This is a genomic window from Janthinobacterium sp. EB271-G4-3-2 (assembly GCF_020858035.1).
Lineage (GTDB): Bacteria > Pseudomonadota > Gammaproteobacteria > Burkholderiales > Burkholderiaceae_D > Janthinobacterium > Janthinobacterium aestuarii.
Window position 1 is genome coordinate 498679 of the sequence record NZ_JACYMG010000002.1, and the last position, 25922, is coordinate 524600.

The following is a 25922-nucleotide window of genomic DNA, read 5'->3' on the forward strand; positions in this document are numbered from 1 at the left end:
CGGCCCGGGCATGCCGCTCCATTACCTGTCCCGGCTGAGCGGATCGGCGCGCGATACGCAAGCCAATCTGCAGCTGGGCTGCGTGCTGGCGCTGGTGGCCGGCGCCGTGAATGCGGGCGGCTTTCTCGCCATCGGCGGCTATACCTCGCACATGACGGGCATCGTCTCCGGCATGGCGGACGACCTGGCGCTGGGCAATATCACGGTGGCCCTGGCCGCGCTGGGCGCGTGGCTGGCCTTTGTCAGCGGCGCGGCCGTGACGGCCATCATGGTGAACTGGGGCAAGCGGCGACGGCTGCACAGCCAGTTTGCCGCCAGCCTGCTGCTGGAAGCGGCGTTACTGCTGCTGTTCGGCTTGACGGGCAATTACCTTGCCGCCATGCCCGACGTGCTGGGCCCCGTCACCATCTTGCTGCTGTGCTTTGTCATGGGTTTACAGAACGCCATCATCACCAAGATTTCGGGCGCCGTCATCCGCACCACGCACGTGACGGGGCTGTCCACCGATATCGGCATCGAACTGGGCAAGATGGCGTATTACAACCGGCGCCACCTGCCGGACCGGATGGTCAAGGTCAACCGCGGCAAGCTCAGAACGCACAGCTTGCTGATCGCCTGCTTCTTCATCGGCGGCGTCAGCGGCGCCCTGGCCTTCAAGCACATAGGCTTTCCCGCCGCCACCATCCTGCTCGCCGGCGTGCTGACCCTGCTGTCGGGCGTGCCCGTGCTGCGCGACTTGCGTCTGCTGTGGCGCTTTTACCGCCGCCGCTTGTAGGTACACCGAACAAAACCTACTGCGCGTCGCGCTTTGCGGCCGGCGATGCTCACCGGCTCGGCGCCCCCGTACTAAAGTACGGTTGCGCTTCTCGGCCACAAATCACTGCCGCTCGCTACGGTTTTGTTAGGCGTCGCAAATTCACGAATGAAAAAAAACGCCCCGAAGGGCGTTTTTTCTTATGCGGTCAAAAAATTACTTGGCCGACATCAGTGCGACGGTGGTGTCGAGCATGCGGTTCGAGAAACCCCACTCGTTGTCGTACCACGACGATACTTTCACCAGGCGGCCCGACACTTTGGTCAGGGTCGAATCGAAGTTCGACGAAGCCGGGTTGTGGTTGAAGTCGATCGAGACCAGCGGTTCGGTCTGGTACGTCAGGATGCCTTCCAGCGCGCCTTCCGAAGCGGACTTCATCAGCGCGTTGACTTCTTCCACGGTGGTGTCGCGCTTGGCGATGAACGACAGGTCGACCAGCGACACGTTGATGGTCGGCACGCGGATGGCGAAGCCGTCCAGCTTGCCATTCAGCTCAGGCAGCACCAGGCCCACGGCGGCGGCGGCGCCCGTCTTGGTCGGGATCATGCTCATGGTGGCCGAACGGGCGCGGCGCAGGTCTTCATGCATCACGTCGGACAGTACCTGGTCGTTGGTGTAGGCGTGCACGGTGGTCATCAGGCCCGTTTCGATGCCGATGGCGTCGTTCAGCGGCTTGACCAGCGGTGCCAGGCAGTTGGTGGTGCACGACGCGTTCGAGATGACGGTGTCGGTCGATTTCAGCACCGAGTGGTTCACGCCGAACACGACGGTCGCATCGACGTCCTTGCCGCCGGGTGCCGAAATGATGACTTTTTTCGCGCCGCCCTTCAAGTGAGCCGAAGCTTTCTCTTTGGTGGTGAAGAAGCCCGTGCATTCCAGCACGACGTCCACGCCCAGCTCGCCCCATGGGATTTCAGCAGGATTGCGCTGTGCGAATACGCGGATCGGATCGCCATTGACGATCATGTTGTCGCCTTCGACGGTGACCGTGCCCGGGAACTTGCCGTGCGCGGTGTCGTAGCGGGTCAGGTGGGCGTTCGATTTGGCATCGCCCAGGTCGTTGATGGCAACGATCTGGATATCCTGTTTCTTGCCGCCTTCGTAGAAAGCGCGCAATACATTACGGCCGATGCGGCCGTAGCCATTGATTGCAACTTTGATCGTCATACTCTGCTCCTGATTAAAAAAGAAGGTACATGCACGGCCCCGACGAGCACATCGCCAGGACCGTTAAAAATCAATATTAGCCAGCGATAACGGCTTTCACCTTGGCGACGACGTTCTCGACCGTGAAGCCGAAGTGCTTGAACAGCACGCCGGCCGGGGCCGATTCGCCAAACGTGTCGATACCGACCACGGCGCCTTCCAGGCCCACGTATTTGTACCAGAAGCTGGTCACGCCCGCTTCGATGGCCACGCGCGGCACGCCTTTCGTCAACACGCTGGCCTTGTAGGCGGCGTCCTGGCGATCATACACGTCGGTCGAAGGCATCGACACCACGCGTACGGCGATGCCTTCGGCGGCCAGCGCGCTGGCGGCGGCGACGGCCAGCTCCACTTCGGAACCGGTGGCGATCAGGATCGCCTTGGCGTCGGCCACGTCGTTCAGCACATAGCCGCCACGGTAGATGTTCTCGATCTGTTCGGCGCTACGTTCTTGATATGGCAGGTTTTGACGCGAGAAGATCAGGGTCGACGGGCCATCCTTGCGGCGCACGGCGGCGCCCCAGGCAGCGGCCGACTCGACGGTGTCGCATGGACGCCAGTTGTCCAAGTTCGGGATCAGGCGCATCGACGAGACGTGCTCGACCGATTGGTGCGTCGGGCCGTCTTCGCCCAGACCGATCGAATCATGGGTAAACACGAAGATCGAACGCAGCTTCATCAGGGCAGCCATGCGCAGGGCATTGCGGCTGTAGTCGGAGAACGTCAGGAACGTGGCGCCGAACGGGATGTAGCCGCCGTGCAAGGTGATGCCGTTCATGATGGCGCTCATGCCGAATTCGCGCACGCCGTAGTTGATGTGGTTGCCAGGCTGGCCCGAACGCACGGCCACGCACTCTTTCCAGTTGGTCAGGTTCGAACCGGTCAGATCGGCCGAGCCGCCGAGGAATTCCGGCAGGGACGAAGCGAGCGCCTGGATGGCGTTCTGGCTGGCCTTGCGGGTGGCGATGTTTTCTTTCTTTTCCACGCAGGAAGCGATGGCGGCGCTCAGGGCCGCTTCGAATGCCTGTGGCAGTTCGCCTTGCATGCGGCGGGTCAGTTCAGCGGCTTGCTGCGGGAATTCGCGGCTGTAGGCGGCAAAGCGCTCGTTCCAGTCCGCTTCCAGCAGGGCGCCCTGCTCTTTCGCATCCCAGGCCGCGTACACGTCGGCCGGCATCTCGAACGGAGCGGCATCCCAGCCGATGTATTCGCGCACGGCAGCGATTTCCTTGTCGCCCAGCGCGGCGCCGTGGACCTTGTCGCCGCCTTGCAGGTTCGGCGAACCCTTGCCGATAATGGTCTTGCAGCAGATCAGGGTTGGCTTCGATGCGGTCTTGGCGGCGGCGATGGCGGTAGCCACGGCGGCAACATCGTGGCCGTCGACGGCGCGGATGACGTTCCAGCCGTACGCTTCGAAGCGCGCCGGGGTGTCGTCCGTGAACCAGCCTTCGACCTTGCCGTCGATGGAAATGCCGTTGTCGTCGTACAGGGCGATCAGTTTGTTCAGGCCCAGGGTGCCAGCCAGCGCGCACACTTCGTGCGAAATGCCTTCCATCAGGCAACCATCACCGACGAAGGCGTAGGTGTAGTGGTTGACGATGTCGTGGCCAGGCTTGTTGAATTCAGCGGCCAGCAATTGCTCCGACAGGGCCATGCCGACGGCGTTGGCGATGCCCTGGCCCAGCGGGCCGGTGGTCGTTTCCACGCCTGGCGTGATGTCGACTTCCGGGTGGCCCGGGGTTTTCGAATGCATCTGGCGGAAGGCCTTGATGTCATCCATCGACAGCTCGTAGCCAGTCAGGTGCAGCAGCGCGTAGTGCAGCATGGAGCCGTGACCGTTCGACAACAGGAAACGGTCGCGGTTCTGCCATTTCGGGTTCGCGGGATTGTGGCGATAGTGACCACTCCACAGGGCAACTGCGATCTCGGCCATGCCCATCGGCATGCCTGGATGGCCGGAGTTGGCCTTTTGTACAGCGTCCATTGCCAGTGCGCGGATCGCATTGGCCATTTTGGTAGTCGGGAGCGTAGTTGTCATGATGGTGTGGGTCAGTCGCGAGTTTGGGATTCGTGTGCAACAGCGCGGACAGGGAAGCCGGCTGCTTTCTGTAGTCAACTATTTTACCAGACTGGGGGGCCGCAAATTAGAATTGCGGCGTACTGGCCAGCCAAATGGCTATACTTTGACGTCTTTCCACCCCACTTACTCCCCCGTTGAGGATTTGCATGCCGCGTTTTTTCTGCCCCCAGCCGCTCGTCGCCGGCGCCACCGTCTCCCTGCCGGAGGCTGTCGCCCACCATATTCAGGTCGTGCGCCTGGCGCCGGGCGATGTCATCACCCTGTTCAATGGCGAAGGCGGCGAAGTGCAGGCGAGCCTGGTGGCGGTCGCCAAGCGCAGCGTGACGGCGCAAATCCAGGCGCACGTGGCGCGCGAGGCGGAACTGCCCTACGCCGTGACCCTGGCCCAAGCGCTGCCGGAAGCGTCCAAAATGGACTGGATTATCGAAAAAGCCATCGAACTGGGCGCGGCCGGCATCGTGCCGCTGTCGGCGCAGCGCTGCGTCGTGCGCCTGTCCGCCGAGCGGGCCGAGAAAAAACTCGCGCATTGGCAAGGCATCATCGTATCCGCATCGGAACAATGCGGGCGCAACCGCCTGGCGCAGCTGGCGCCATTGCAAGACTTTAATAGCTGGAGCAGCCAGCAAGATTTACATAAACGCATCATCCTGACGCCGCGCGCGCAGCAGCCGCTGGCCGACTGGGCGCGCCACCAGCCGCCGCAAGCGATCACCGTGATGGTGGGGCCGGAAGGCGGTTTTACCGAGGCAGAAGAAAAGGCGGCCATCGCGGCTGGCGCCATCGGCCTGTCCATGGGCCCGCGCATCCTGCGCACGGAAACGGCGGGCCTGACGGCGCTGGCCACGCTGAGTGCCTTGTGGGGCGGAATGTAGGAAATCAAGGCTTGACGGTCAGGCAAAAAAAACCGCTAGCTTGCGCTAGCGGTTTTTTTCTTTTCGCCTCTTGCCGTGAGACACGGCAAGGAGTGAAAAACAAGTCAATTAAAACTTGTAGTTGTACTCAGCCGTCAGCTTGACCGCGCGTGGCGAGGTATAGCTAATGCCGCGGCCATACAAAGGGTTGACTGCGTTATTACCAGCAGCAACGTTGTATTGCTCTTCAACCACTTGCACGGTTTGCTTGTTGAACACGTTAAACACGTCCATTTTCAGCGTCAGGCCTTTGAGCAGCGATGGACGGTAGGCGACGTTGGCGTCCAAGCGGACATCCCAAGGCAGTTTGCCGTAGCTGCCACGTGGCGCATTTTTGCCATCGCAGAAGAAGTAGACGGAACCATAATTAGGCGCGTCTTCTGCCAGGTCGTCCTTGTTGCCGAAGCAGCTACGTGGACGACCGGAAGCCAGCAAGGCATTACCACCAACGCTCCACTCTGGATTCAGCTCGTAGTAACCGAATGCCTTGATCTGATGCTCACGATCATTTGGCAGCAAGCCGTCAGCGCCATACATCAACTCAGGCGTATCCCAAGTCGACGTGGCAGCCACGTCGGTTTGAGCATTGTCCGAACGGGTTTGACCTTCGGTATTACCCTTGCTGCGCGACCAGGTGTAGTTCACACGACCATACCAGCCGTTGCGGAATGGATGTTCAGCAAACAGATCGATAGCGGTGTAAGTACGTTTCGCTTTGTCGAAGCCAAGCTCATCGGCGCTCAGGTGAACCAGGGTGTACTTCTTGTCGCCATTGAAGTCGACACGGAAGGTGTTGTCCTTACCTGGATTGAACGTAACGCAACCCAGACCACCCCAATTCGAGGTATCCACGCTGTTACGGTCAGCCCAAGCCTGAACCGCACGGTCATCGCAATAGTCATCGATCGTTTGACGCAGCTTGCGATACGTGACCTTGGCACCGAAGTTCAGGCTAGGCGAGAACGCTTTTTCAAAGCCCAGGGTCAGTTCATCCTGGTAGGTTGGCTTCAAATCCACAGCCGTAACAGTGCGGTAGTCTTTTTCCTGACCCAATTCGTTGTTGGTCGAGAAAGCACCCGTCAGTGGGTTCAGGCCTGTCGGTTGACCATACTGGTCGGTACCGGTATAGGTGTAATACTGGTAGGTGAACAGCGAACGGCTGGCGCCGCGCACGGCCAGATGGGTAGGAATCTGCACCGCGTAGCGACCGGCGCTACCGTAGACTTTCAACGACGCATCGCCGTTCACGTCCCAGGCGGCAGCCAAGCGTGGCGACAATTGGTTTTTGATTTCCAGGAACTTCTGGCCGTCACCGTTTTTGTTGGTGAAAGATTCGTTACGCAAACCAACCGTTACCAACAAGTCTTTAGTTGCCTGGTAGCGGTCTTCCAGGTATTGAGCCGACTGGTCAGAGAACGCATCGGTACGGGTGTCAAACAACTGTTTGCGCACGTAGTAACCTTGCGTACCGTAACCACCGCCACTGGCCGTCGAGACGCGGTAGCCGCCACCAAAGTTCAGCAAAGCGTTCGGGTTGGCCGTTTTGGAGTAGGACCACTGACCGCCGCCGCCCATGATTTCACCAGCGTTTTCCGACGACAGTTTGTTGTTATCAAAACCACCGCGCAGGGTATGCTGGCCAATCTTGTATTCCAGGTCGAAACGTGACGACTTGACCTTGTTGCTCGCTTCCGGAGCATCGATCGCACCACTCAGCACTTGCGGGCTGGAGTAGTTCAAACCAGGAACGCGGTTATTCGAATTGGCAACAACTTGGTACAGATCGGCTGGCGCCGTACCGATCGGATCGTATTTCGAGCTGCTAGGTGTCTTGCTTTCACCATACAGCGCCGTCACAGTCAAGTTATCGGTCAGGTTACCCAAGTAGCGCAAAATTTGCGTTTCTGCACCAACGGATGGCGAGAAGTTGGCATTGTTTTTGTAGTGCTGCTGAGCCGTTTGTGCGCCGCGCTGGCTGGTCGAGTAGTCGTAGCCGTACAGATTGCGGTCGGTCTTGCCTTCGTCGCCGATCAAACTCAATTCCAGGCGATGATTGTCGGTGATATTCCAGTCGAACTTACCGAAGTAGCGATCGATCTTGTCTTTATTGGTGACAAAACCAGTGGTGTTGTTCGATGCCGAAGTACGAGTGCCATTCACGCGCGCCCAGTCAGTCGAGCGTGTTTCTGCCGACAGGAACATGAACAATTTGTCCTGGATGATCGGACCACCAACATAGGCGCCGTAGATACGCTCTGTTTTCGAGTTTTCGCTGTTGCGACGCAGCAAGGTGCCGTCTGTCGCCGAATTTTCAGGCGCGCCAGTCACAGCATACATGCTGTTTTTATACGTCGAACGCAGGGAGTCCGGTTCGATGCTGGCAGTGGCGCCGAATTCCCAGTTATTCGTACCGCTCTTGGTGGTGATATTGACCACGCCGCCAACCGAACGGCCGAACTCGGCGCCGAAGCCACCGGTCAAGACTTGTGCTTGAGCAATCGCGCCGAACGGCAATTCCGATGCACCCAATTGGGTCAATGGGTTGGTGACCGGGAAGCCGTTGATGTAGTAGGCATTCTCGGAAGCGCCACCACCACCGAACGATGCGCCGGCCGCGTAACGCGAGTCGGCACGGGTGGTGTTTGGCGCCAGTTGGATAATCGCAGCCACGGTGTGGGCGATAGGCAGGCGATCGAGTTCTTTGGCGGTGAAAGTCGCGCCATTGTTCGAGCTGGAGACGTCGATACGGTTGCGGCGACCCGTCACTTGCACCGCTTGCACGCCAGGAGTAGCGTTGGCAAACGACGCATCAACACCCTGACCGACCAGAACATCAACCTCAACCGTCTTGCTGACCTGACCATCGCGTACCAATTCCACTTTGTAGTGGCCTGGTGGCAAGGCGGTGGCGAAGTAACGACCGGTTGAATCCGGCACGATGGTGCGTTTCAGGCCGGTGTCAGTATTGAGCAGGACAACAGTGCTGCCAGCTGCGGCTTCAACGTTACCGTAGATGTTACCAGCGGCATTCGATTGTGCCAGCGCAGTCGGTACAACGGCAGCTGTCAGGGCTGCAGTGCTAAATGCGATGGACAGCGCGCGTACTAAAACAGTTTTTCTCAACATGTGGTTTCCTAATTATAAAGCCACTCTGATAGGGTGGCTTGGGTAAATTGTAAGCACTAAATCATGTTCAATACGTTTTTGTTTCCGGTTTTAGTTTTTGAGTTAATTACATTCTCCATCCTCGCTGGTGGCGCGGACTCCCAAACGAATAGTGCAACAAAGTCTATTCGCTAAGCAATACATAAAACCATATCGCGTATCGCAGTGTCAATAACGACAAGCCGCGTTGTGCACAGAAACAACAATATTGATGTGTAAGCTTATTCGGAAAATGTATTCATAATGATGCACGCTCGCACCAAAATGGTGCGGTGCGAAATAAACTTTTTTGCATATGCTAACTCGGTATTCTCTTATGGCAGATAGCGCAGAGGCTGGTTGGAGACGGTGCGCACGCGCCAATTGGAAGCACTGCAACATGAGCGCTGCGGGTGCAATGAAGAGAGGAGATGCGGGGAAAAGCGGACTGGCCTACGGTGCGGGCGGATGCGTCACCGCGGCCAAAGTCGCAGAAATACAACAGGTGTCACTACGATGAATACTTTAATTTAATTAATAAAATTATTTATTCATTCCGACTGCCTTTACTTGGGTACGCTGCATCAATTCCCTTTGTGCAATACCCATTTTATTTATTTCATTTTCCGTGTTCATTCTTCCACTTTCTACCTTTGCATTATTTTCCGCAGCGAATTTCTCTGTGGCATTCTTCCAGGAAACACTGTCATTACCAATTTCTTTTTCAATCGCCGACGCTTGCGCCAAAATTCCGCCATATACTTTCCCGATCAAGGCAGTAGATTTCAAAAACTCGTCATTATTCATCAATTTAAGGACATCGGGTTGAATGGTCTGTTCCGGCGCCGCGACATTTTTCAAATTGGCAATAAACCGGCCATAGCATTCGGTCCAGGTATTAATTCCCGCATTGACTGCCGCCACTTCGGCATTCGTGGTGGAGCGGGCTGGGATCTGCGGCCGAACGCAGCCAAATTTTGCGTAAGCGGCATTGGCGCCATCGAAATTGCTGGTGTAATAGGCAATGTCGTTGTGGCGCGCCTGCCGCTGCTTCACGAGCTCAAGCGAACCGGCGGCCTCAGGATTTCCCTTGCTGGCGGCCTGCTTCAACCAGTATTCGGCCCTGACGGGATCTTCCCCCGTTCCTTCGCCGAAACCATACATTTCACCGAGCTGTAACTGTGCGCTGGCATCACCAGCCTCAGCTAATTTATTAAAAATCTGAAAGGCTTTGTAAAATTCCTTGCCGTCCCATAATTTTTGCGCATTTTCAAGTTCACCGCCATGTGCCACGTTAAAGCCTACTATCAACATCATTGCCAGTGCCATTTTTTTCATCTGAGTTCCCCTAATAGTTAATTACTTAGCGACAACAGCTTCACCGAACAGCAGGAAATATTGAGAATTTGCAAATGCAGATGTGACAGAAAACATGGCAAGGTTATGGCGCCCTGCCATACCCAGCTGTTAGGGGCATAAGTTTCCCTAATACATCCTTTCCATAGAGTGCCATAGTCTTTGCCGCTTACGCCAAACAATCCGCTTTCATCTGAAAGTTCGTTGCCAAAAAAATACAGATGACTTTTCTTTACCAGCATGCGTGTGGGGAAAAGTATAGACAAGCCTGTTGTTTCGCCATATTTTGGTGCATGCGCCATGCCTGTGTCCGCGTACGTCGCAGTTGGCTCTTGACGAAAAACGCAACCTCGTGCACATCAACAACAACGGTAGCTGCGTTGCCCGTATCTTGCTCGCCATGCTGCGGGTAAAATACGGCCTGCAGCATGCCAGGCGGTCTGATTGAGTCAGCCGGCGCTGCTATTTTGCGGCAGCTGTGCCGCACGCTACCCCATGGGGCCTAAATAGCCCCCAACCTAGGAATTGACTATGTTACGACTCAACGAAGTAAAACTCCCCCTCGAACACGACGAAGCGGCCCTGCCCGCCGCCATCCTGGCGCGCCTGGGCATCGATGCCGCCGATTTGCTCGGCTTTACCGTCTTCAAGCGCAGCTATGACGCGCGCAAGCGCAGTGCCGTGGTGTTGATTTACTCGCTGCACGTGGACGTCAGGAATGAAGCGGCCGTGCTGGCGCGCCTGGGCCACGATATCCATTTGATGCCCGCGCCCGATACCGACTATAAATTCGTCGCCGGCGGCGAACAGCTGGCCGGCCACAGCAATGAACCGCGCCCCATCGTCATCGGCACGGGCCCGTGCGGCCTGTTCGTGGCGCTGATCCTGGCACAGATGGGCTTGCGCCCCCTCATCCTGGAACGGGGCAAGCAGGTGCGCGAGCGCACGGTCGACACCTTCGGCTTCTGGCGCAAGCGCGAGCTGAACCCGGAGTCGAACGTGCAGTTCGGCGAAGGCGGCGCCGGCACCTTCTCGGACGGCAAGCTGTACAGCCAGATCAAGGATCCCAAGCACTACGGCCGCAAGGTGCTGACGGAATTCGTCAAGGCGGGCGCGCCCGAAGAAATCATGTATGTGAGCAAGCCGCACATCGGCACCTTCCGCCTGGTCAAGATGGTGGAAGAGATGCGCGCGAATATCGAACGGCTGGGCGGCGAATACCGCTTCAGCAGCAAGGTGGTCGATCTCGACATCGAGCCAGGCAGCGATGGCGGCCAGGTGCGCGGCGTGGTGCTGGACAATGGCGAAACCATCGCCAGCAACCACGTCGTGCTGGCCATCGGCCACAGCGCGCGCGACACCTTCGAGATGCTGCACCGCCGCGGCGTGTACATCGAAGCGAAACCGTTCTCGATCGGCTTCCGCGTGGAACACCCGCAATCGCTGATCGACAGCTGCCGCTTCGGCCCCAGCGCCGGCCACCCGATCCTGGGCGCGGCCGACTACAAGCTCGTGCATCACGCCAGCAATGGCCGCTCCGTCTACAGCTTCTGCATGTGCCCGGGCGGCACGGTGGTGGCGGCCGCCTCGGAACCGGGCCGCCTGGTGACAAACGGCATGAGCCAGTACTCGCGCAACGAGCGCAACGCCAACAGCGCCATCGTCGTCGGCATCACGCCAGCCGACTATCCTGGCGACCCGCTGGCCGGCATCGCCCTGCAGCGCGAGCTGGAAGAGCGCGCGTTTGCCTTGGGCGGCGGCAACTACGATGCCCCAGGACAATTGGTCGGCGACTTTGTGGCCGGCCGCGCCTCGACGGAATTTGGCAGCGTAGTGCCGTCGTACAAGCCGGCCGTGCACCTGACCGACCTGGCGCCGTCCTTGCCCGAGTACGCGATCACGGCCCTGCGCGAAGCGTTTCCGGCGTTCAACAAGCAGATCAAGGGCTACTACAAGGCCGACGCCGTGCTGACGGGCGTGGAAACGCGCACCTCGTCACCGATCCGCATCAAACGCCGCGACGACGACTTGCAAAGCCTGAACACGCGGGGGCTGTTCCCCGCCGGCGAAGGCGCCGGCTATGCGGGCGGCATCCTGTCGGCGGCCGTCGACGGCATCAAGGTGGCCGAGGCGGTGGCCCTGTCGATGGCGGCGCGCCGCTAAGCCTCGTCCTCTTCCTACGGCGGGACGGAAAAAAACCGGCACTCAGTGCCGGTTTTTTGATGCCTGCGTACCTTTCTTAAAACTTGTACGAGGCATTCAGGTAGCCCGTACGGCCGCGCGGATCGTAGTAGCGATCGTCATAGCCAAATTGCTGGCCGCGGTTCGCGCCGGCCGTCGATGGCACGAATGGCGGGCTCTTGTCGGTCAGGTTCAGCACGCCGGCGGTGAGGACCCAGCTCTTGCTTGGGGTCCATACCGTTTGCCAGTCGAGGGTCGAATAGAAACCCACCTGCATGCGGATCTTTTCCTGGCCCGTCACGGCGCCCGACGCGTCCAGCACGTCAACCGACGTTTCCTGGTCCTTGTAGCCGGACAGGAAATTGACGGTCAGCGAGTTGGACCAATTGCCCGTTTTCAGGGTGTTCGTCCACTGGCCGCGCGTGCGGAACGTCACCGAACCCAGATCGGCGAAATTGCCCAGCGCCGAATAATACTTGCCATCGCGTTCCAGCTGCACATCCTCGCGCAGCATTTGCGTCGCGTTCAGCTGCGACGTGAACAGGCCGATGCCGGAGCGGTAACGGGCGCTGACATCGATATCGACACCGGTGGCAAACGACTTGCCCAAGTTCTGGTTGTCAGCCAGGAAGGCCAGGTAGGTAGTCCCCGTGCCTACGTCCTTGTTGACGCCCCAGGATTTCGGGAAGTTGGCCGGATTGGCAAATACCAGCTGTTCGGTCAGTTGGCCGAAGGAATCGCGGATCTGCACATGCCACAGGTCGGCGCCCAGGGTGATGGCGCTGATCGGCTCGTAACGGAAGCCGATGGTCGCCTGTTTCGATTTCTCAGGCTGCAATTCGCGGTTGCCGCCGGCCAGCTGGTCGTACTGGCGATTGCCTGGCTGGCATTGCGCATTGAGACGCGTGGCGATCGCCTGCAAAGCTGGCGAGCACGTGTACTTGTCGCTGGTGACGCCATAGCCGCGCTGCAAGGCGTTGACTTGCGGCACTGTCGGCGCATGGAAGCCATTACCGACCGAACCGCGGATCAACAAGGTGGGTGCCGGCGTCCACTTGAAGCTGGCCTTGGCCGTGGTCGCACCACCAAAGTCCGAGAATTCATCGAAACGCAAGGCGGCGCCCAGCTCCAGCTCTTTCAGCACAGGGGCGATGACTTCGCCAAAAATGCCCTTCGACGTACGGCTGGCGCTGTACGGCTGGCTGCTGGCCGCGTCGCCGAAACGCTGGTCGCATTCCAGCCCTGTCGTGCCGCCGCACAAGGTGCCCTTCACGGGGTCAGCCAGTATGCCTTGCGCAAACGGACTTGGCTTGGCGGAGAATTCCTCGCGGTTGATGTTCACCCCCATACCCAGCATCATCGCGCCGCCAGGCAGTCGCCGCAGTTCCGTCGAGCCATTCAGGTTAATCGTCTGCAGGCGCGAAGTGCCGCCGTCCCAGTAACCGGAGTACGCGGCCGACTTGATGGCTTCCTGTGCCGCAGGGGACTGCTTGCCCGGGCCGACGAAAGGATCGAGCAAGCCGCTCGACGTGAGGTTATTGACAGCAATGGCGCCAGGATAGCCGGAAATACTGCCTTTTACGCGGCTTTCGGAGAAGTTATAGGCAGCGTTATAGTCCCAGCCCGCGAGAATGCCGCGCGTGCCGACCACCACACTGGCAAAATCTGCCGTATCTTTCGAGGTACGCTGGCCCATGTCGAACAAGCGGTAGAATGCCGTGCTATCGCCGGTGATACCCGCTGGTACCAAATACTTGTCATGCAGCGGCGTGCCCGCATCGACGGCGATCGCGCCAGGTACGGGAGCGATGCGCGAAGTCTGTTTGGTGCGTGACAGCAATACGTCCGCATACACTTCCTGGCCGGCGATCTTGAAGGTGCCCGACGCCATGAAGTTGTCGCGCTTGCGCTCCGGATAGATTTCCAGGTCTTTGGTGAAGTCATAGCCGCAATAGTCATCGGCCAGGCCGCTGCCATCGTTATACGGTTCGATCACGCGGAACGTCTTTTCCGGGCAGGAACCGTTGGCCTTCTGGTAAGGGCTGATCAGCTGGCCATTGTCATCGGTGGCATTGGCAGGAATCGGGCTGGCCGAAAACTGCTGCTTCTGATAGCGTTTGCCATTGGCCGAGAATTGCACCTTGCCCGTGCTGGCGAACTTGCGGTCGACGGAAGCGAGCTTGTCGCGCTCGTCGTGGCCAAAGGTCAGCACCACGTTGTAGCCATCTTCGTCCAGGTTGCCAAAGCCCTTGGTAGCGCTGATGCGTTTCTCACGCGCACCGTTTTTGGGTGCGGAATAACCGATGGTCACATCACCGATCGTCGTATCGTGCTTGGTAATGAAGTTAACCACCCCGGCGATGGCATCGGCACCGTACAGGGCGGAGGCGCCATCGGTCAGCAATTCCACGCGTTCAATTGCCGAGATAGGGATTGAGTTCAAGTCGAAACCGGCGGCGAAACCCGTCAACGTCTGGCCGCCGAACTGGGCCAGGCGTTTACCGTTCAGCAAGACGAGCGTACGCGTCTCACCCACGTTATGCACGGAGATCCCGGAGAAGCCGAAGGTGCTGCCGCCAACCGAGGAGCTTTCGCTGGTGGCACCCTGGGCGGAAGAGAGCTTCTTGACCAGATCGGTGACCGAGGTGGCGCCCGATGTGCGGATGGCTTCAGCGGTCAGGACGGTGACCGGCAAGGCGCCTTCGGCCGCGATACGTTTGATCGACGAGCCGGTAACTTCGACGCGCTGGATTTGCGCATCGGCGCCCTGCGCATCTTGTGCGATCGCGGACTGCGAAACAACGGACATGGCGGCAACGACACCACCGGCGCAGACGATGCGAACAGCACGAGATATGACGGTTTCTTTAAGCATGGTGAACCCTTTTTCATTTGTACGGTTATATATGACTCCGGATTTGCTACCCGGATTGCACTCGTTCATCTAAAGGAAACGTCTCGCACGGCACCCGGTCAGGCACCGTGAAGTTCGCTGGGACACTTGTACAGAAATGGCACTAGGCGACTAAAAGTCAACTAGACAACTACATAGAATCACGGCAAGAATATGAGTGTCAACAGAACTCAGCATGCGTATGACGTACATACAACATGTGAAAAACGGAGGCGGCTTGGATAGGGCGGCCTCTCCCGGCTAGCCGGGAGGCCGCGCGGTGTCAGCTGGCCAGCGGCAGCCTGATTTGTATATGACAGCCAGGAGTGCAGTCGATGGCGCACACCTGGCCGCCCAGTTGCTGCACGATGGTGTAGACGATGTGCATGCCCAGGCCGGAGCCGCCCTGGCCACGCTTGGTGGTGAAAAACGGTTCAAACATATGTTCGCGCACGGCGGGCGCCAGGCCGATGCCGTCGTCGGAAAAGTCCAGCAGCAGCCAGCGCGCCGCCGCGTCATCGCCGTCCGTCTCGATGCGCGCGCGTATCGTGATGCGGCCCGGGCCACCCTGCGGATAGCCGTGGCGGGCGCTGTTCATCAGCAGGTTCGAGAGGATTTGCGACAGCTTGCCGGCCGCCAGGCGCACCTGGCAATCGGGCGCGATATCGAGTTCCACGCCCAGCGCCGCCTTGCGCAGTTCCGGGCTGTGCGCCGACACCAGGCCGTGCACGTAGTCGTGCAGCGCCAGGTCGGCCACATATTCGCTGACCTGGTCCACGGCCAGCTGCTTGAAATTGCCGATCAGGTCGGCGGCGCGCGCCAGGTTGCGCTCGATCAGGGCCGCCGCGCCTTTCAGGGATTCGGCGATGTCGATCAGTTCGGCGCGGCTGACCTTGGCGCCGCCCAGCAGCTGCACCAGCTGGTCGGCATAGCTGCCCATGCTCGAGGCCGCCGTCAGCGCCACGCCGATCGGTGTGTTGACTTCATGCGAGACACCGGCCACGAGCGAACCGAGGGCCGCCATCTGTTCCTGCTCGATCAGGTTCGCCTGCGCCGCCACCAGCGACTCGGTGCGCACGCGCACGATTTCTTCCAGCTGCCGGGTGCGCTCCTGGTGCTGCAGCTCGGCCGCGCCGCGCGCCGAGAAGATCGACAGCAGCAGCAAGGCCAGCAAGCGCTTGTTTTCATCAATGGGACGCGTGTCGATGGCCGACAGGATGCCCAGGGTCTTGCCATCGGTATCGATCAGCGGCATGCCGACATAGCTTTCCGCATGCATGTCGACCAGGAGGCTATCAAGTGGAAAGCGACGCTGGATATCGCTGCCGTGAAAACACATGCTCTGGCAGGTCACGTCCTGGCAAGGCGTGTGCTGCAGGCTGTATTCGATATTCGGCTGGTAGCCGTCACCGCCCCACAGGGCCAGGGTGCGGATGCCTTCGCTGCCATCGTCCATGCGCACCAGCCGCCCGGCGATCACATAGTGCACGTCGAGCGCTTCGGCCAGGTCCTTGACGAGGATGCGCAGGAAGTCGTCGCCACGGGCGTGCGCCGTCGAGGCGGTGATCGAGCGCAGAGCCGCCTCCGCCAGGGTGCGACGCTGCTCGGGATCGAACAGGGGTTCTTGCGAATTCACATCAAACAACGGAATACTCATGAATGCTCCTGCGCAGCACGGAAAGCGCAGGCACAGCTGCCGGCGCGGCGATCCTCAGCAAAGGCCCGGGTGAACGGACTTGCCGCGATTGTACCCCCGGCTATTGCTTAATAATACAGATACACGGGAATTTTTTATAGCCAGCCGGAGCGCTTGAACAAGTAATACATATAACCGCAGACACAGCTCATCACTGCCACGGCGGCCGGATAGCCATACTGCCAATCCAGTTCCGGCATGAACTTGAAGTTCATGCCCCAGATGCCGGCAAACGCCGTGAACACGGCGAAAATAGCGGCCCAGGCCGCCAACTGCTTGTTCACTTCGCTCTCATCGATGGCCACCATCGACAGATTCACCTGGATGGCCGTGCTGATCGTGTCGCGGATGGTGTCGAGCGTACCGTTGATGCGCGCCAGATGGTCGTGCACGTCGCGGAAATACTCCTGGGTATCGTGGCACAGCGGCGGCACCCTCCCGCCGTGCAGCTTGCCCACCGCTTCCATCAGGGGCGCGACTACATGGCGCAAGACCATGACCTTGCGTTTCAATTGATACAGCCGTTCGATATTGTCGCGCTCGGTGCCACGGTCGAAGATGCGGTCCTCGATCAATTCCAGCTCCGATTCGAGCGCGTCGAGCACGGGAAAGTAACGGTCGACGACGGCGTCCATCAGCGCGTACAGCACGAAGGCCGAACCCTGGCGCAGCAGATGCGGCTCGCGCTCGGCACGCGCACGCACACCAAGGAAACCTTGCGAGCTGTTGCTGCGCGACGAGAGCACGTAATTGGCGCCGACAAAAATGTCGACTTCGCCCAGCACCAGCTCGTTCTCGACCATTTCCACGGTTTTCACAACGGCAAACAGGGAGTCGCCATATTCCTCGATCTTCGGCCGCTGGTGACCGCGCTGCGCATCCTCGACGGCCAGCTCGTGCAGGCAAAACTCGTGCTGCATCTGTTTCAGCTCGTCCGGCGTGGCGTCGAGCAGGGCGACCCAGACGAAGCAATCGGGGCGCTCGACGTAATCGCTGATATCGTCGATCGGCAAGTCGGCCAGTTTTTTGCCATCCTGGTAGGCCACGCAGTTAATCAGCATACAGTTCCACAATGAAAGTTAAGACCGGACGAAACAGTCCGGCAGGCGTCAGCTTACCTTATCGACTGCACTTGTTGTGGGTGTTGTGGCGTGCGAGGAACGCCAGGAGGGGAAGCGGACGGGGCGGAGCCCCGTCCAGACAGGAATCAGTCGTCTTTGGCGCCGTCGATGCCCAGCTCCGAGATCTTGCGGGTGATGGTGTTGCGGCCGATGCCCAGGCGCACGGCGGCATCGTTCTTGCGCCCGTGCGTATGCTTGAGCGCCGTCTTGATCAGGGCCGACTCGAACTGCCGTCCCAGCACGGCCATGACTTCCTGCTGCCCCGCGCCCAGCATGCCGGCCGCCTGCAGCTCCAGCAAGCCGATCCAGCCCGGCGGTGCGCCGTTGGCGGGCGCGGCAGCTTCGAAGACCTGGCCGCCATGCGGGTGGGCAACGGCTGCCGGCGCAGCCTCTCCCGCCGCCGTGGCCACGCCATCGCCCTGCCCCTGCGTCAATTCCAGCGGCAAATCCTTGATTTCCACCGTCTGGCCCGGCGCCATGACGGTGATCCAGTTGCACAGGTTTTCCAGCTGGCGCACATTGCCGGGCAAATCGAGGCCGCTCAAGAACTGCATCGTCGGCTCGCTCATGCGCTTGGCTTCCACGCCCAGCTGGCGCGCGCTTTGCACCAGAAAGTGGCGCACCAGGATGGGGATATCCTCGCGCCGCTCCCGCAAACTGGGCAGGCGCAGGCGGATCACGTTCAGGCGGTGATACAAGTCTTCGCGGAACAGGCCGTCGCGCACGCGCTGCTCAAGGTTCTGGTGCGTGGCCGTAATGACGCGCACGTTCGCCTTCATGGGCTGATGCCCGCCGACGCGATAGAAATGGCCGTCGGAAAGCACGCGCAGCAAACGCGTCTGCAGGTCGAACGGCATGTCGCCGATTTCATCGAGGAACAAAGTGCCGTTCTCGGCCTGCTCGAAGCGGCCCCGGCGCGTCGTCTGCGCGCCCGTGAACGCCCCCCGTTCGTGGCCGAACAGTTCGGACTCGAGCAGATCCTTCGGGATCGCCGCCGTATTGAGGGCAATGAACGGCTGCGCCGCGCGCGGACTGTGCTTGTGCAGCGCGCGCGCCACGAGTTCCTTGCCGGAACCGGATTCGCCCGTGATCAGCACCGTCACGTTCGATTGCGACAGGCGGCCGATGGCGCGGAAGACTTCCTGCATGGCCGGCGCCTGGCCGAGGATTTCCGGCGTTTCCGACGGGCCCGATTCGACGCTCGTCTCGCGCAGGCTCTCTTCGAGCGCGCGGCGGATCAGCTCGACAGCCTTGTCGATGTCGAAAGGCTTGGCCAGGTATTCGAAGGCGCCGCCCTGGAAAGCCGCGACGGCCGAGTCGAGGTCGGAAAAGGCCGTGATGATGATGACTGGCAAGCCGGGAAAGCGCGACTTGACCGTCTGCAGCAATTCCAGGCCGGACGCGCCCGGCATGCGGATATCGGACACGAGCACTTGCGGCGTGTCAAATTCCAGCGCGGCGATGGCGTCGCGCGCATTGGCAAAACTCTTGGTGGCGAGATTTTCCCGCGCCAGGGCTTTTTCCAGCACCCAGCGGATTGATTCGTCGTCGTCAACTATCCAGATTGGCTTCATTAGTGTGTGCGTCCCGCAATGGATTTCATGGGTGGGATACCTCCTCGCTTATGGCAAGGGTAGAACGATCCTGAAATCGGTGTATCCAGGCCGGCTTTCGCACTCGATCACGCCCAGGTGCTGTTGCACGAAGGTTTGCGCCAAGGTCAGCCCCAGCCCGCTGCCGCCTTCCCTGCCCGACACCAGCGGGTAGAAAATCCGGTCGCGGATCTGGGGTGCGATGCCCGGTCCATTGTCAATGATATGCAAGTCTAATGCCAGGTTGTAGCGGACCTTGGCCAGGGTCACCTGGCGCGCCACGCGCGTCTTGAAAATGAGCTCCGCATCGCCTGCCTCGATGCGTTCGGCCAGCGCTTGCGCCGCGTTGTGCGCGATGTTGAGCACGGTCTGTATCAGTTGCTCCTTGTCGCCGCGAAACTCGGGAATCGAGGCATCGTAATCGCGCGAAATGGTCAGACCACTGGGAAATTCGGCCAGGATCAGGCTGCGCACGCGCTCGCACACTTCGTGGATATTCACGTCGCCCACGATATGCGGGCGGCGGTGCGGCGCCAGCAGGCGGTCGACCAGGGTTTGCAGGCGGTCCGCTTCCTTGATGATCACCTGCGTGTATTCGCGCAGTTCGCTCAGGTGCAGGGCCGGCAATTCCAGCTCCAGCAGCTGGGCCGCGCCGCGGATGCCGCCCAGCGGGTTCTTGATTTCATGCGCCAGGTTGCGGATCAGCTCCTTGTTGACCTGGCTCTGGTCGAGGATGCGCTCCTCGCGGTCGAGTTTGAGCTGCTGCACGTTTTCGCGCAGCTCGATCAGCACGCCGTCGCGCGGCGCGTCGAGCGCGCTGATGATGCTGTGCACGCGCAGCGGCTCGCGCCCCAGGCGCTCCAGAGTCAGGTCCTGGCGCAAGTCGGAAAATTTATGTTCGAGCGCCTGCGCGCAAATGCCGGCCAGCTCGTCGGGATTCAAGAACAGCGCCGTCAGCTTTTGCCGCGACAGGGCTTTCAATGAACTTTCCAGCAGGTTTTCCGCCGCCGCGTTGGCATAGCTGATGCGGCCGTCGCCGTCGAGCAGGATCACGGCCGAAGCGAGCAAATCGAGGCCGGCCAGGTGGGCCGGGCGACTGGAATGGTTGTCTAGTGTCATGTGCTTTACCGAATATTCGCGATCTCGCGTTTCAGGGCGTCTATATTTTGCTGCGTGCGGCTGATGTTGTCCTTCAACTGCGCCACTCGTTCCTGGTATTTCGCGTAATTGCGCTCATTGCCCTGGCGCTCGGGCTGGCCGCCGTTGAACTCCAGGCGCTGCGCCGCCAGTTTCTGCTCTTCGCTGCGCAATTCGTCCTGCAGGATCTGGCGCCGGTCCAGGTCGCGCGCGCGCTGCTCGGCGCCATCGACCTTGGGAAACGCGCCGGCGGCGGGCGCCGCCGTGGCCGCCGCCTGCGTGGCGGGCCGCGCAGGCGCGCCGGCCAGCGGCGCCGTCTTGCGTGGCGGCTCCGTCATGGCGCCAGGCAAATCGAGCAGCTGGCAATGCGCGCCAGCCCGCTTGTCCGTGTACGTCTTGTGTCCTTGCGCATCGGCGCATACATACAGCTGCCCGTGCGCCTGTGCTGCCGCGCCCAGCAATCCTGCCATCAGCGCCATTCTGTAATGCTTGGTCAATCTCCACTCCTGTCGGCGCGTGCCGCATCGTTCCTGGGCCGACTATACAACAACGCACTATGGCGCCATAACAAAAAACGCGGGCAAGACCATCGCCTCACCCGCGTTTTTTTATTCACTACCGGCACATTGCCGGCGTGGCGCCATTACAGCGAGTAGTACATATCGAACTCGGCAGGATGCGTGGTCATGCGCATGCGCTGCACGTCCTGCATTTTCAGTTCCAGGTAAGCATCGATCATCGAATCGCTGAATACGCCGCCACGGGTCAGGAACTCGCGGTCCTTGTCCAGTGCGTCCAGGGCTTCTTCCAGCGAAGCGCACACGGTAGGGATCAGTGCGTCTTCTTCCGGCGGCAGATGGTACAGATCTTTCGAGGCGGCTTCGCCCGGATGGATCTTGTTGGCAACGCCGTCCAGGCCAGCCATCAGCAGTGCGGCGAAGCACAGGTACGGGTTCGCCAGTGGATCCGGGAAGCGCGCTTCGACGCGGCGGCCTTTTGGATTGGCCACGTGCGGGATACGGATCGAGGCGGAACGGTTTTTCGCCGAGTACGCCAGTTTCACTGGAGCTTCGTAGCCTGGTACCAGACGCTTGTACGAGTTGGTGCCCGGGTTGGTGATCGCGTTCAGTGCCTTGGCGTGCTTGATGATGCCGCCGATGTAGTACAGGGCGAAATCGGACAGGCCGGCATAGCCGTCGCCAGCGAACAGGTTTTTGCCATCTTTCCATACGGATTGATGCACGTGCATGCCCGAACCGTTGTCGCCAACGATAGGTTTCGGCATGAAGGTGGCGGTCTTGCCATAGCTGTGCGCCACGTTCCACACCACGTATTTCAGGTTTTGCGTCCAGTCGGCGCGCTCGACCAGGGTCGAGAACTTGGTGCCGATTTCATTCTGGCCGGCGCCGGCCACTTCGTGATGATGTACCTCAACCGGGATGCCCAGCGATTCCAGAATCAGGCACATTTCCGAACGCATGTCCTGGAAGCTGTCCACTGGTGGCACCGGGAAATAGCCGCCCTTGACGGTAGGACGGTGGCCGCTGTTGCCGCCTTCGATGTCCTTGCCGGTCGACCACGAACCTTCGTCCGAACCGATCTTGACGAAGCAGCCCGACATGTCGATCTTCCAGCGCACGCTGTCGAAGATGAAGAATTCCGGTTCAGGGCCGAAGTAGGCGGTGTCGCCCATGCCCGACGATTTCAGGTAGGCTTCAGCGCGTTTCGCGATCGAGCGCGGGTCGCGGTCGTAGCCCTTGCCGTCCGACGGTTCGATCACGTCGCACTGCATGAACAGGGTCGTTTCTTCCATGAACGGGTCGATATTGGCCGTGTTTGGATCCGGCAGCAAGATCATGTCGGACGCTTCAATGCCTTTCCAGCCAGCGATCGAAGAACCGTCAAAGGCGTGGCCCGACTCGAATTTGTCCATGTCGAAGTGCGACACGGGAACCGTTACGTGCTGCTCTTTACCACGGGTATCAGCAAAGCGGAAATCAACGAATTTGACTTCGTTTTCTTCTACCATCTTCAAGACTTCTGCGGCTGTCATTGCCATGCGTATCTCCTAAATGAATGTGGGGTGAGCCGACCTTAATGCGTCTGGGCTGATGAAGCGAAGCAAACATTGCGTGCCACCAAAACTCATAAGGATCATAGCAGATTCCATGCCAGCTTCTGGTGGGATGTCGCCGCCCAAGTCAAAACCCGTGCATCCCAGTGAAAGTTTTCCTGTCCGCGATTTTCCTGCTGCGTTTGCGTCAAATCAAGAATGCACTAAGCAAGTGCAAAAAACGAATAACGCACCATTATCGTGCACTTTTCTCCGATTCTTGAAAAATGCTTTGTTATGGTGCATGCGCCGTGCACCGTGGTTTCCCGTTTGCGGGGCGCGGACGGCGCACTATAATCGACCATACCTACCCACTTTCATCGAGGACGCCATGACCACCGCCGCCGACATCCTGACCACCGCCCGCAGCCGGGCCAATGAAGGTACGCCGTATGCCGGCGCCGTCACGCCGCAGGAAGCCTACGAGCTGCTGCAGCGCGATGCGGCCGTCAAGCTCATCGATGTGCGCACGAATGCCGAGCGCGACTGGGTGGGACGGGTCGACATCGCCGATACCCAGCATGGTGCGGTGCAGTGGGCGACCTACCCCGGTGGCGTGCCGAATCCCGACTTCCTCGCGCAACTGGCCGCCCAGGCCAGCAAGGATGAAGTACTGCTGTTCCTGTGCCGCTCCGGCGTGCGCTCGCGCCACGCGGCCAAACTGGCGACCGAACACGGCTACCTGAACTGCTACGACATCCTCGAAGGCTTCGAAGGCGACAAGGACGCCGACGGTCACCGCAAGCAGATCGGCGGCTGGTGCAAGGCGGGGCTGCCGTGGCTGGGCGCCTGACGCTGGCCGCCTGACTATCTGAACCGTGTTTGATCTGGCGGGCCACGCGATGGCCCGCCATCGGCTACAACCATCCATGCGCGCCCGTTTTCTTCCATTGCGGCGCAAATTCTCCTTGAAATAATGTACCTTATATAGTACAACGTAGAGGCGCGTCATGAATGCTTCCGGCTTGCGGCAGATTACCCTGCTGTTCTACGCGAATGGCAATGGCGGCGAACCCGTGCGCGACTGGCTCAAGTCCTTGCCGCTTGAAGAGCGCCATGTGATCGGGCAAGACTTGATGCATGCGCAATGGCGCTGGCCCGTGGGCATGCCCCTGTGCCGGCATCTCGGGCACGGCTTGTCGGAAGTGCGCAGCAGCTTGCCCGGCAACCGCATTGCGCGCGTGCTGATCTGCCATCATGGCGATTGCCTGGTGGCGCTGCACGGCTTTATCAAGAAAACCCGGACGACGCCGGAAGACGACCTGGCGCTGGCCCGCAAACGCTACAAGGAACTGACATGAACGCCACAGCCCCCCATCTCGGCAGCAGCCTCGACGACTTCCTCAAGGAAGAAGGCATCTTTGAGCAAACGCAAACCCGCGCCATCAAGGAAGTGATCGCCTGGCAACTGACGCAGGCGATGCAGGCGCAATCGCTGTCGAAGACGCGCATGGCGGACCTGTTGCAGACGAGCCGCTCGCAGCTCGACCGCCTGCTCGACCCCAGCAGCGACGTGACGCTCTCCACGCTGGAGCGGGCCGCCGCGCTGCTTGGACGCAAGCTGTCGGTCACCCTCGTTTAAGCGACTTAAGCGCTCAGGCCGCCTCGCCTGCCTCGGGATGCTCGCCCATCAGGGTCAATATGCGCTTGCGCACGAAATTGATATGGCTGCGCAAGCCATACAGGCCATCGGCAAACGACAGGGGAATCGAGATCTGGTTGACCATGTCCTCGATCTGGTCCAGCCGCTTCAATTGCTCCGCATACACTTGCGCGCGCTGCTCTGGCGGCACGTCTTCCAGCGCCTGCTCGACCGTGCGCAGCTGGCCATACCAGCGGTACACGCGCGAGCGGATGCGCCATACATACAAGGGCGGCACGACGCGCGACAGGGGCAGGATCAAGGCGCCCAAGGCCACCACCAGCACCCACATACGGTCAAAGAAATTGGCCAGCCAAAAACTCATATAGCGCTGCAGCACGGGCGCGCCATCCTTGTAGAATTTCAGCGCTTCCGGTGCCACGGGAATTTCCGTGTAGCGCGCGGACGGGAACTGCCCCTGCTGCTGGAACCAGCCCGTGCCGCCATGGATGCGGGCCGCCGCCTGCACGAACAGGTCGACGAGGGCCGGATGCAAATCTTCGCGCGCGACCAAAGTGGCCGTTGGCGCGATCAGATGATAATCCTGCGCGGGAATGTTCTGCCCCAGGTCGACTATGCCGCGCGGCAAGACGACATGCGTGAGGAAAGGCAAACGCCGCGTGTACGCCTCCGCCTGCGAAAAATCAAACAGCTTGATGCCCGGCGTTTGCAACAGCATCTGGATCAGCGGCGCTTCCGGGGCCGAGCTGAACACGAGTCCGTCGATGCGCCCTTCCAGCAGCTCCACCGTGGCAGGCGTGTTTTGCAAGTCGCTCACCGTCAGCTCGTTCGCCTCCACGCCATTAACGGACAGCAACTGCCGGAACAGGCCGGGCACGCCCGTGCCTTCCGGTCCCAGGTTGATCTTCATGCCCTTCAATTGCGCCAGCTCCGCCACCGCCTTGTCTTCGCGCATAAAGAGCCAGACAGGTTCCGTAAACAGGCTGCCCAGGGAAATCAGGCCGTGGCGCTCGGCATCCTCGTGCTCCGTCGAGCCGCTTTGCACGAAGGCGATATCGGTCTTGCCGCCATTTAAGCGCTGCAGGTTGTCCTGCGAACCCAGCGACGGCTGCAAGGTCACCTTGATGCCGTGCTTGGCCAGGGTGACCACATATTTTTTGCCGAACTCTTCATACGCGCTATTGTCCTGCCCCGTCGACAGGCTTACCTGGCGCGGCGGCGCCGGGTCGACCAACCAGTAAGCGAGCGCGCAAAACGCGCCGACCAGCAGCAAGGTGGGACCGGCGGTGGCGAGGAAATCGCGCACGGAAAAGCGGCTGAACGCGAGGATTTTGGACATGTGGTGGCGCATAGGTTTCATGGGTGGCTACGATGCCAAGAAAAGCTCAACTATGCAAGGCACTTTCACATGCGCGGCGTGGCCAAATCCGCTACAGTGGCAGATCAACCACCTGCCTCTGGAGCCCCGCATGCTGAAAATTCTTGGAAAAGCCGCCTCGATCAATGTCCGCAAAGTCCTGTGGACGTGCGAGGAACTCGACCTGCCGTACGAGCGCGAAGACTGGGGGAGCGGCTTTCGCAGCACCGACGACCCGGCTTTCCTCGCCTTGAACCCGAACGCCATGGTACCCGTGCTGCTCGATGGCGACCTGGTGCTGTGGGAATCGAACACGATTTGCCGCTACCTGTGCTCCCAGGCGGGCCGCGACGACTTGCTCCCAAGCACGCCCCGCGCCCGCGCGGAAGTGGAAAAATGGATGGACTGGCAAATGGGCGACCTGAACAACAGCTGGCGCTACGCCTTCATGTCGCTGGTACGCCAGAGCCCGACGCACCAGGATGCGGCGCAGCTGGCGGCCGGTATCGCCGGCTGGAACAAGATGATGGGCGTGCTGGAACAGCAGCTGCAGCGCACGGGTGCCTTCGTCTGCGGCGAGCAATTTACCTTGGCCGATATCGTGCTGGGCCTGTCCGTCAAGCGCTGGCTGATGGCTCCCATGCAACGCCCCGGGTATCCGGCCATCGCCGCCTACCATGCGCGCCTGGCGGACAAGACGGCCGTGTTTGCCGGCTAAAAA

20 protein-coding genes are annotated in these 25922 nt (G+C 60.2%); 7 read left to right on the forward strand and 13 right to left on the reverse strand.

Annotation, left to right across the window (positions count from 1 at the left end):
* The first annotated feature begins 10 nt into the window (after positions 1-10).
* Positions 11-775 (forward strand): YoaK family protein, encoded by a 765-nt coding sequence (locus IGS55_RS07285; protein WP_230515678.1) that lies wholly within the window; start codon positions 11-13, stop codon positions 773-775.
* A 195-nt stretch (positions 776-970) separates the two neighbouring features.
* On the opposite strand, the gene gap is transcribed toward IGS55_RS07285, so the two are convergent.
* Both gap and tkt read right to left on the reverse strand, forming a co-directional pair.
* Entirely contained in the window at positions 971-1981 is a 1011-nt protein-coding gene (gap, locus tag IGS55_RS07290) for a type I glyceraldehyde-3-phosphate dehydrogenase (RefSeq protein WP_046685413.1), read from the reverse strand.
* Between the two features lie 76 nt (positions 1982-2057).
* On the reverse strand, positions 2058-4055 hold the full coding sequence (tkt, locus tag IGS55_RS07295; RefSeq protein ID WP_230515679.1) for a transketolase: 1998 nt from the start codon (positions 4053-4055) through the stop codon (positions 2058-2060).
* Positions 4056-4243: 188 nt separating this feature from the next.
* On the opposite strand from tkt, the gene IGS55_RS07300 reads away from it, so the two are divergent.
* Positions 4244-4969, forward strand: coding sequence for a 16S rRNA (uracil(1498)-N(3))-methyltransferase (locus tag IGS55_RS07300; RefSeq protein WP_230515680.1), 726 nt, complete (start codon positions 4244-4246; stop codon positions 4967-4969).
* 108 nt (positions 4970-5077) lie between these two features.
* Here the strand turns inward: IGS55_RS07300 and IGS55_RS07305 are convergent, their stop codons facing one another.
* The 3 genes from IGS55_RS07305 to IGS55_RS07315 all read right to left on the reverse strand — a co-directional run bounded on the left by IGS55_RS07305 (position 5078) and on the right by IGS55_RS07315 (position 9810).
* Entirely contained in the window at positions 5078-8134 is a 3057-nt protein-coding gene (locus IGS55_RS07305; protein ID WP_230515681.1) for a TonB-dependent receptor, read from the reverse strand.
* Positions 8135-8695: 561 nt separating this feature from the next.
* Entirely contained in the window at positions 8696-9490 is a 795-nt protein-coding gene (locus tag IGS55_RS07310) for a tetratricopeptide repeat protein (protein WP_230515682.1), read from the reverse strand.
* Positions 9491-9507: 17 nt separating this feature from the next.
* Positions 9508-9810 carry a hypothetical protein gene (locus IGS55_RS07315; RefSeq protein ID WP_230515683.1) on the reverse strand — a complete coding sequence of 101 codons (303 nt, stop codon included), beginning with the start codon at positions 9808-9810 and terminating at the stop codon, positions 9508-9510.
* 229 nt (positions 9811-10039) lie between these two features.
* On the opposite strand from IGS55_RS07315, the gene IGS55_RS07320 reads away from it, so the two are divergent.
* Positions 10040-11671: an NAD(P)/FAD-dependent oxidoreductase gene (locus tag IGS55_RS07320; RefSeq protein ID WP_230515684.1), complete on the forward strand. Its 1632-nt coding sequence runs from the start codon at positions 10040-10042 to the stop codon at positions 11669-11671.
* A 76-nt stretch (positions 11672-11747) separates the two neighbouring features.
* On the opposite strand, the gene IGS55_RS07325 is transcribed toward IGS55_RS07320, so the two are convergent.
* From IGS55_RS07325 to glnA, 7 genes are all read right to left on the reverse strand, one after another.
* Positions 11748-14564 carry a TonB-dependent receptor plug domain-containing protein gene (locus tag IGS55_RS07325; protein ID WP_230515685.1) on the reverse strand — a complete coding sequence of 939 codons (2817 nt, stop codon included), beginning with the start codon at positions 14562-14564 and terminating at the stop codon, positions 11748-11750.
* A gap of 301 nt (positions 14565-14865) precedes the next feature.
* On the reverse strand, positions 14866-16239 hold the full coding sequence (locus IGS55_RS07330; protein ID WP_230515686.1) for a GAF domain-containing sensor histidine kinase: 1374 nt from the start codon (positions 16237-16239) through the stop codon (positions 14866-14868).
* 134 nt (positions 16240-16373) lie between these two features.
* A complete protein-coding gene (gene corA / locus IGS55_RS07335; protein WP_128140454.1) occupies positions 16374-17339 on the reverse strand; it encodes a magnesium/cobalt transporter CorA in 966 nt (321 codons plus the stop codon).
* A 146-nt stretch (positions 17340-17485) separates the two neighbouring features.
* Positions 17486-18973: a nitrogen regulation protein NR(I) gene (gene ntrC, locus IGS55_RS07340; protein ID WP_230515687.1), complete on the reverse strand. Its 1488-nt coding sequence runs from the start codon at positions 18971-18973 to the stop codon at positions 17486-17488.
* Between the two features lie 48 nt (positions 18974-19021).
* Entirely contained in the window at positions 19022-20110 is a 1089-nt protein-coding gene (gene glnL / locus IGS55_RS07345; RefSeq protein ID WP_034760227.1) for a nitrogen regulation protein NR(II), read from the reverse strand.
* A gap of 5 nt (positions 20111-20115) precedes the next feature.
* Positions 20116-20625 (reverse strand): DUF4124 domain-containing protein, encoded by a 510-nt coding sequence (locus IGS55_RS07350; protein WP_442908147.1) that lies wholly within the window; start codon positions 20623-20625, stop codon positions 20116-20118.
* 146 nt (positions 20626-20771) lie between these two features.
* Complete coding sequence (glnA, locus tag IGS55_RS07355) at positions 20772-22187, reverse strand: type I glutamate--ammonia ligase (RefSeq protein WP_029496182.1); 1416 nt, start codon at positions 22185-22187, stop codon at positions 20772-20774.
* A gap of 385 nt (positions 22188-22572) precedes the next feature.
* Between glnA and IGS55_RS07360 the strand changes: the two genes are divergently transcribed.
* From IGS55_RS07360 to IGS55_RS07370, 3 genes are all read left to right on the forward strand, one after another.
* The gene (locus IGS55_RS07360; protein ID WP_230515688.1) at positions 22573-23034 is read left to right on the forward strand and encodes a rhodanese-like domain-containing protein; all 462 of its coding nucleotides are present in this window, start codon (positions 22573-22575) and stop codon (positions 23032-23034) included.
* 157 nt (positions 23035-23191) lie between these two features.
* Positions 23192-23542, forward strand: a complete 351-nt coding sequence (locus IGS55_RS07365) for a type II toxin-antitoxin system RelE/ParE family toxin (RefSeq protein ID WP_230515689.1) — start codon at positions 23192-23194, stop codon at positions 23540-23542.
* Positions 23539-23823, forward strand: coding sequence for a helix-turn-helix domain-containing protein (locus IGS55_RS07370; protein ID WP_230515690.1), 285 nt, complete (start codon positions 23539-23541; stop codon positions 23821-23823). The genes IGS55_RS07365 and IGS55_RS07370 overlap by 4 nt, the downstream gene beginning before the upstream one ends.
* A 13-nt stretch (positions 23824-23836) precedes the next feature.
* Here the strand turns inward: IGS55_RS07370 and IGS55_RS07375 are convergent, their stop codons facing one another.
* Positions 23837-25183 (reverse strand): TAXI family TRAP transporter solute-binding subunit, encoded by a 1347-nt coding sequence (locus IGS55_RS07375; RefSeq protein ID WP_230515691.1) that lies wholly within the window; start codon positions 25181-25183, stop codon positions 23837-23839.
* Positions 25184-25313: 130 nt separating this feature from the next.
* Between IGS55_RS07375 and IGS55_RS07380 the strand changes: the two genes are divergently transcribed.
* Entirely contained in the window at positions 25314-25919 is a 606-nt protein-coding gene (locus IGS55_RS07380) for a glutathione S-transferase family protein (protein WP_230515692.1), read from the forward strand.
* Positions 25920-25922 lie beyond the last annotated feature (3 nt).

Bases quoted from the DNA above. Each gene is read 5' to 3' on its own strand.
- IGS55_RS07315 (WP_230515683.1), bottom strand. From the start codon at position 9,810: ATGGCGCATGCACCAAAATATGGCGAAACAACAGGCTTGTCTATACTT.
- IGS55_RS07380 (WP_230515692.1), top strand. From the start codon at position 25,314: ATGCTGAAAATTCTTGGAAAAGCCGCCTCGATCAATGTCCGCAAAGTC.
- IGS55_RS07360 (WP_230515688.1), top strand. From the start codon at position 22,573: ATGACCACCGCCGCCGACATCCTGACCACCGCCCGCAGCCGGGCCAAT.
- IGS55_RS07285 (WP_230515678.1), top strand. From the start codon at position 11: ATGCCGCTCCATTACCTGTCCCGGCTGAGCGGATCGGCGCGCGATACG.
- IGS55_RS07375 (WP_230515691.1), bottom strand. From the start codon at position 25,183: ATGTCCAAAATCCTCGCGTTCAGCCGCTTTTCCGTGCGCGATTTCCTC.
- gap (WP_046685413.1), bottom strand. From the start codon at position 1,981: ATGACGATCAAAGTTGCAATCAATGGCTACGGCCGCATCGGCCGTAAT.
- IGS55_RS07325 (WP_230515685.1), bottom strand. From the start codon at position 14,564: ATGCTTAAAGAAACCGTCATATCTCGTGCTGTTCGCATCGTCTGCGCC.
- tkt (WP_230515679.1), bottom strand. From the start codon at position 4,055: ATGACAACTACGCTCCCGACTACCAAAATGGCCAATGCGATCCGCGCA.
- IGS55_RS07370 (WP_230515690.1), top strand. From the start codon at position 23,539: ATGAACGCCACAGCCCCCCATCTCGGCAGCAGCCTCGACGACTTCCTC.
- IGS55_RS07310 (WP_230515682.1), bottom strand. From the start codon at position 9,490: ATGAAAAAAATGGCACTGGCAATGATGTTGATAGTAGGCTTTAACGTG.
- IGS55_RS07300 (WP_230515680.1), top strand. From the start codon at position 4,244: ATGCCGCGTTTTTTCTGCCCCCAGCCGCTCGTCGCCGGCGCCACCGTC.
- IGS55_RS07305 (WP_230515681.1), bottom strand. From the start codon at position 8,134: ATGTTGAGAAAAACTGTTTTAGTACGCGCGCTGTCCATCGCATTTAGC.
- corA (WP_128140454.1), bottom strand. From the start codon at position 17,339: ATGCTGATTAACTGCGTGGCCTACCAGGATGGCAAAAAACTGGCCGAC.
- ntrC (WP_230515687.1), bottom strand. From the start codon at position 18,973: ATGAAGCCAATCTGGATAGTTGACGACGACGAATCAATCCGCTGGGTG.
- IGS55_RS07365 (WP_230515689.1), top strand. From the start codon at position 23,192: ATGAATGCTTCCGGCTTGCGGCAGATTACCCTGCTGTTCTACGCGAAT.
- IGS55_RS07330 (WP_230515686.1), bottom strand. From the start codon at position 16,239: ATGAGTATTCCGTTGTTTGATGTGAATTCGCAAGAACCCCTGTTCGAT.
- glnA (WP_029496182.1), bottom strand. From the start codon at position 22,187: ATGGCAATGACAGCCGCAGAAGTCTTGAAGATGGTAGAAGAAAACGAA.
- IGS55_RS07320 (WP_230515684.1), top strand. From the start codon at position 10,040: ATGTTACGACTCAACGAAGTAAAACTCCCCCTCGAACACGACGAAGCG.
- glnL (WP_034760227.1), bottom strand. From the start codon at position 20,110: ATGACACTAGACAACCATTCCAGTCGCCCGGCCCACCTGGCCGGCCTC.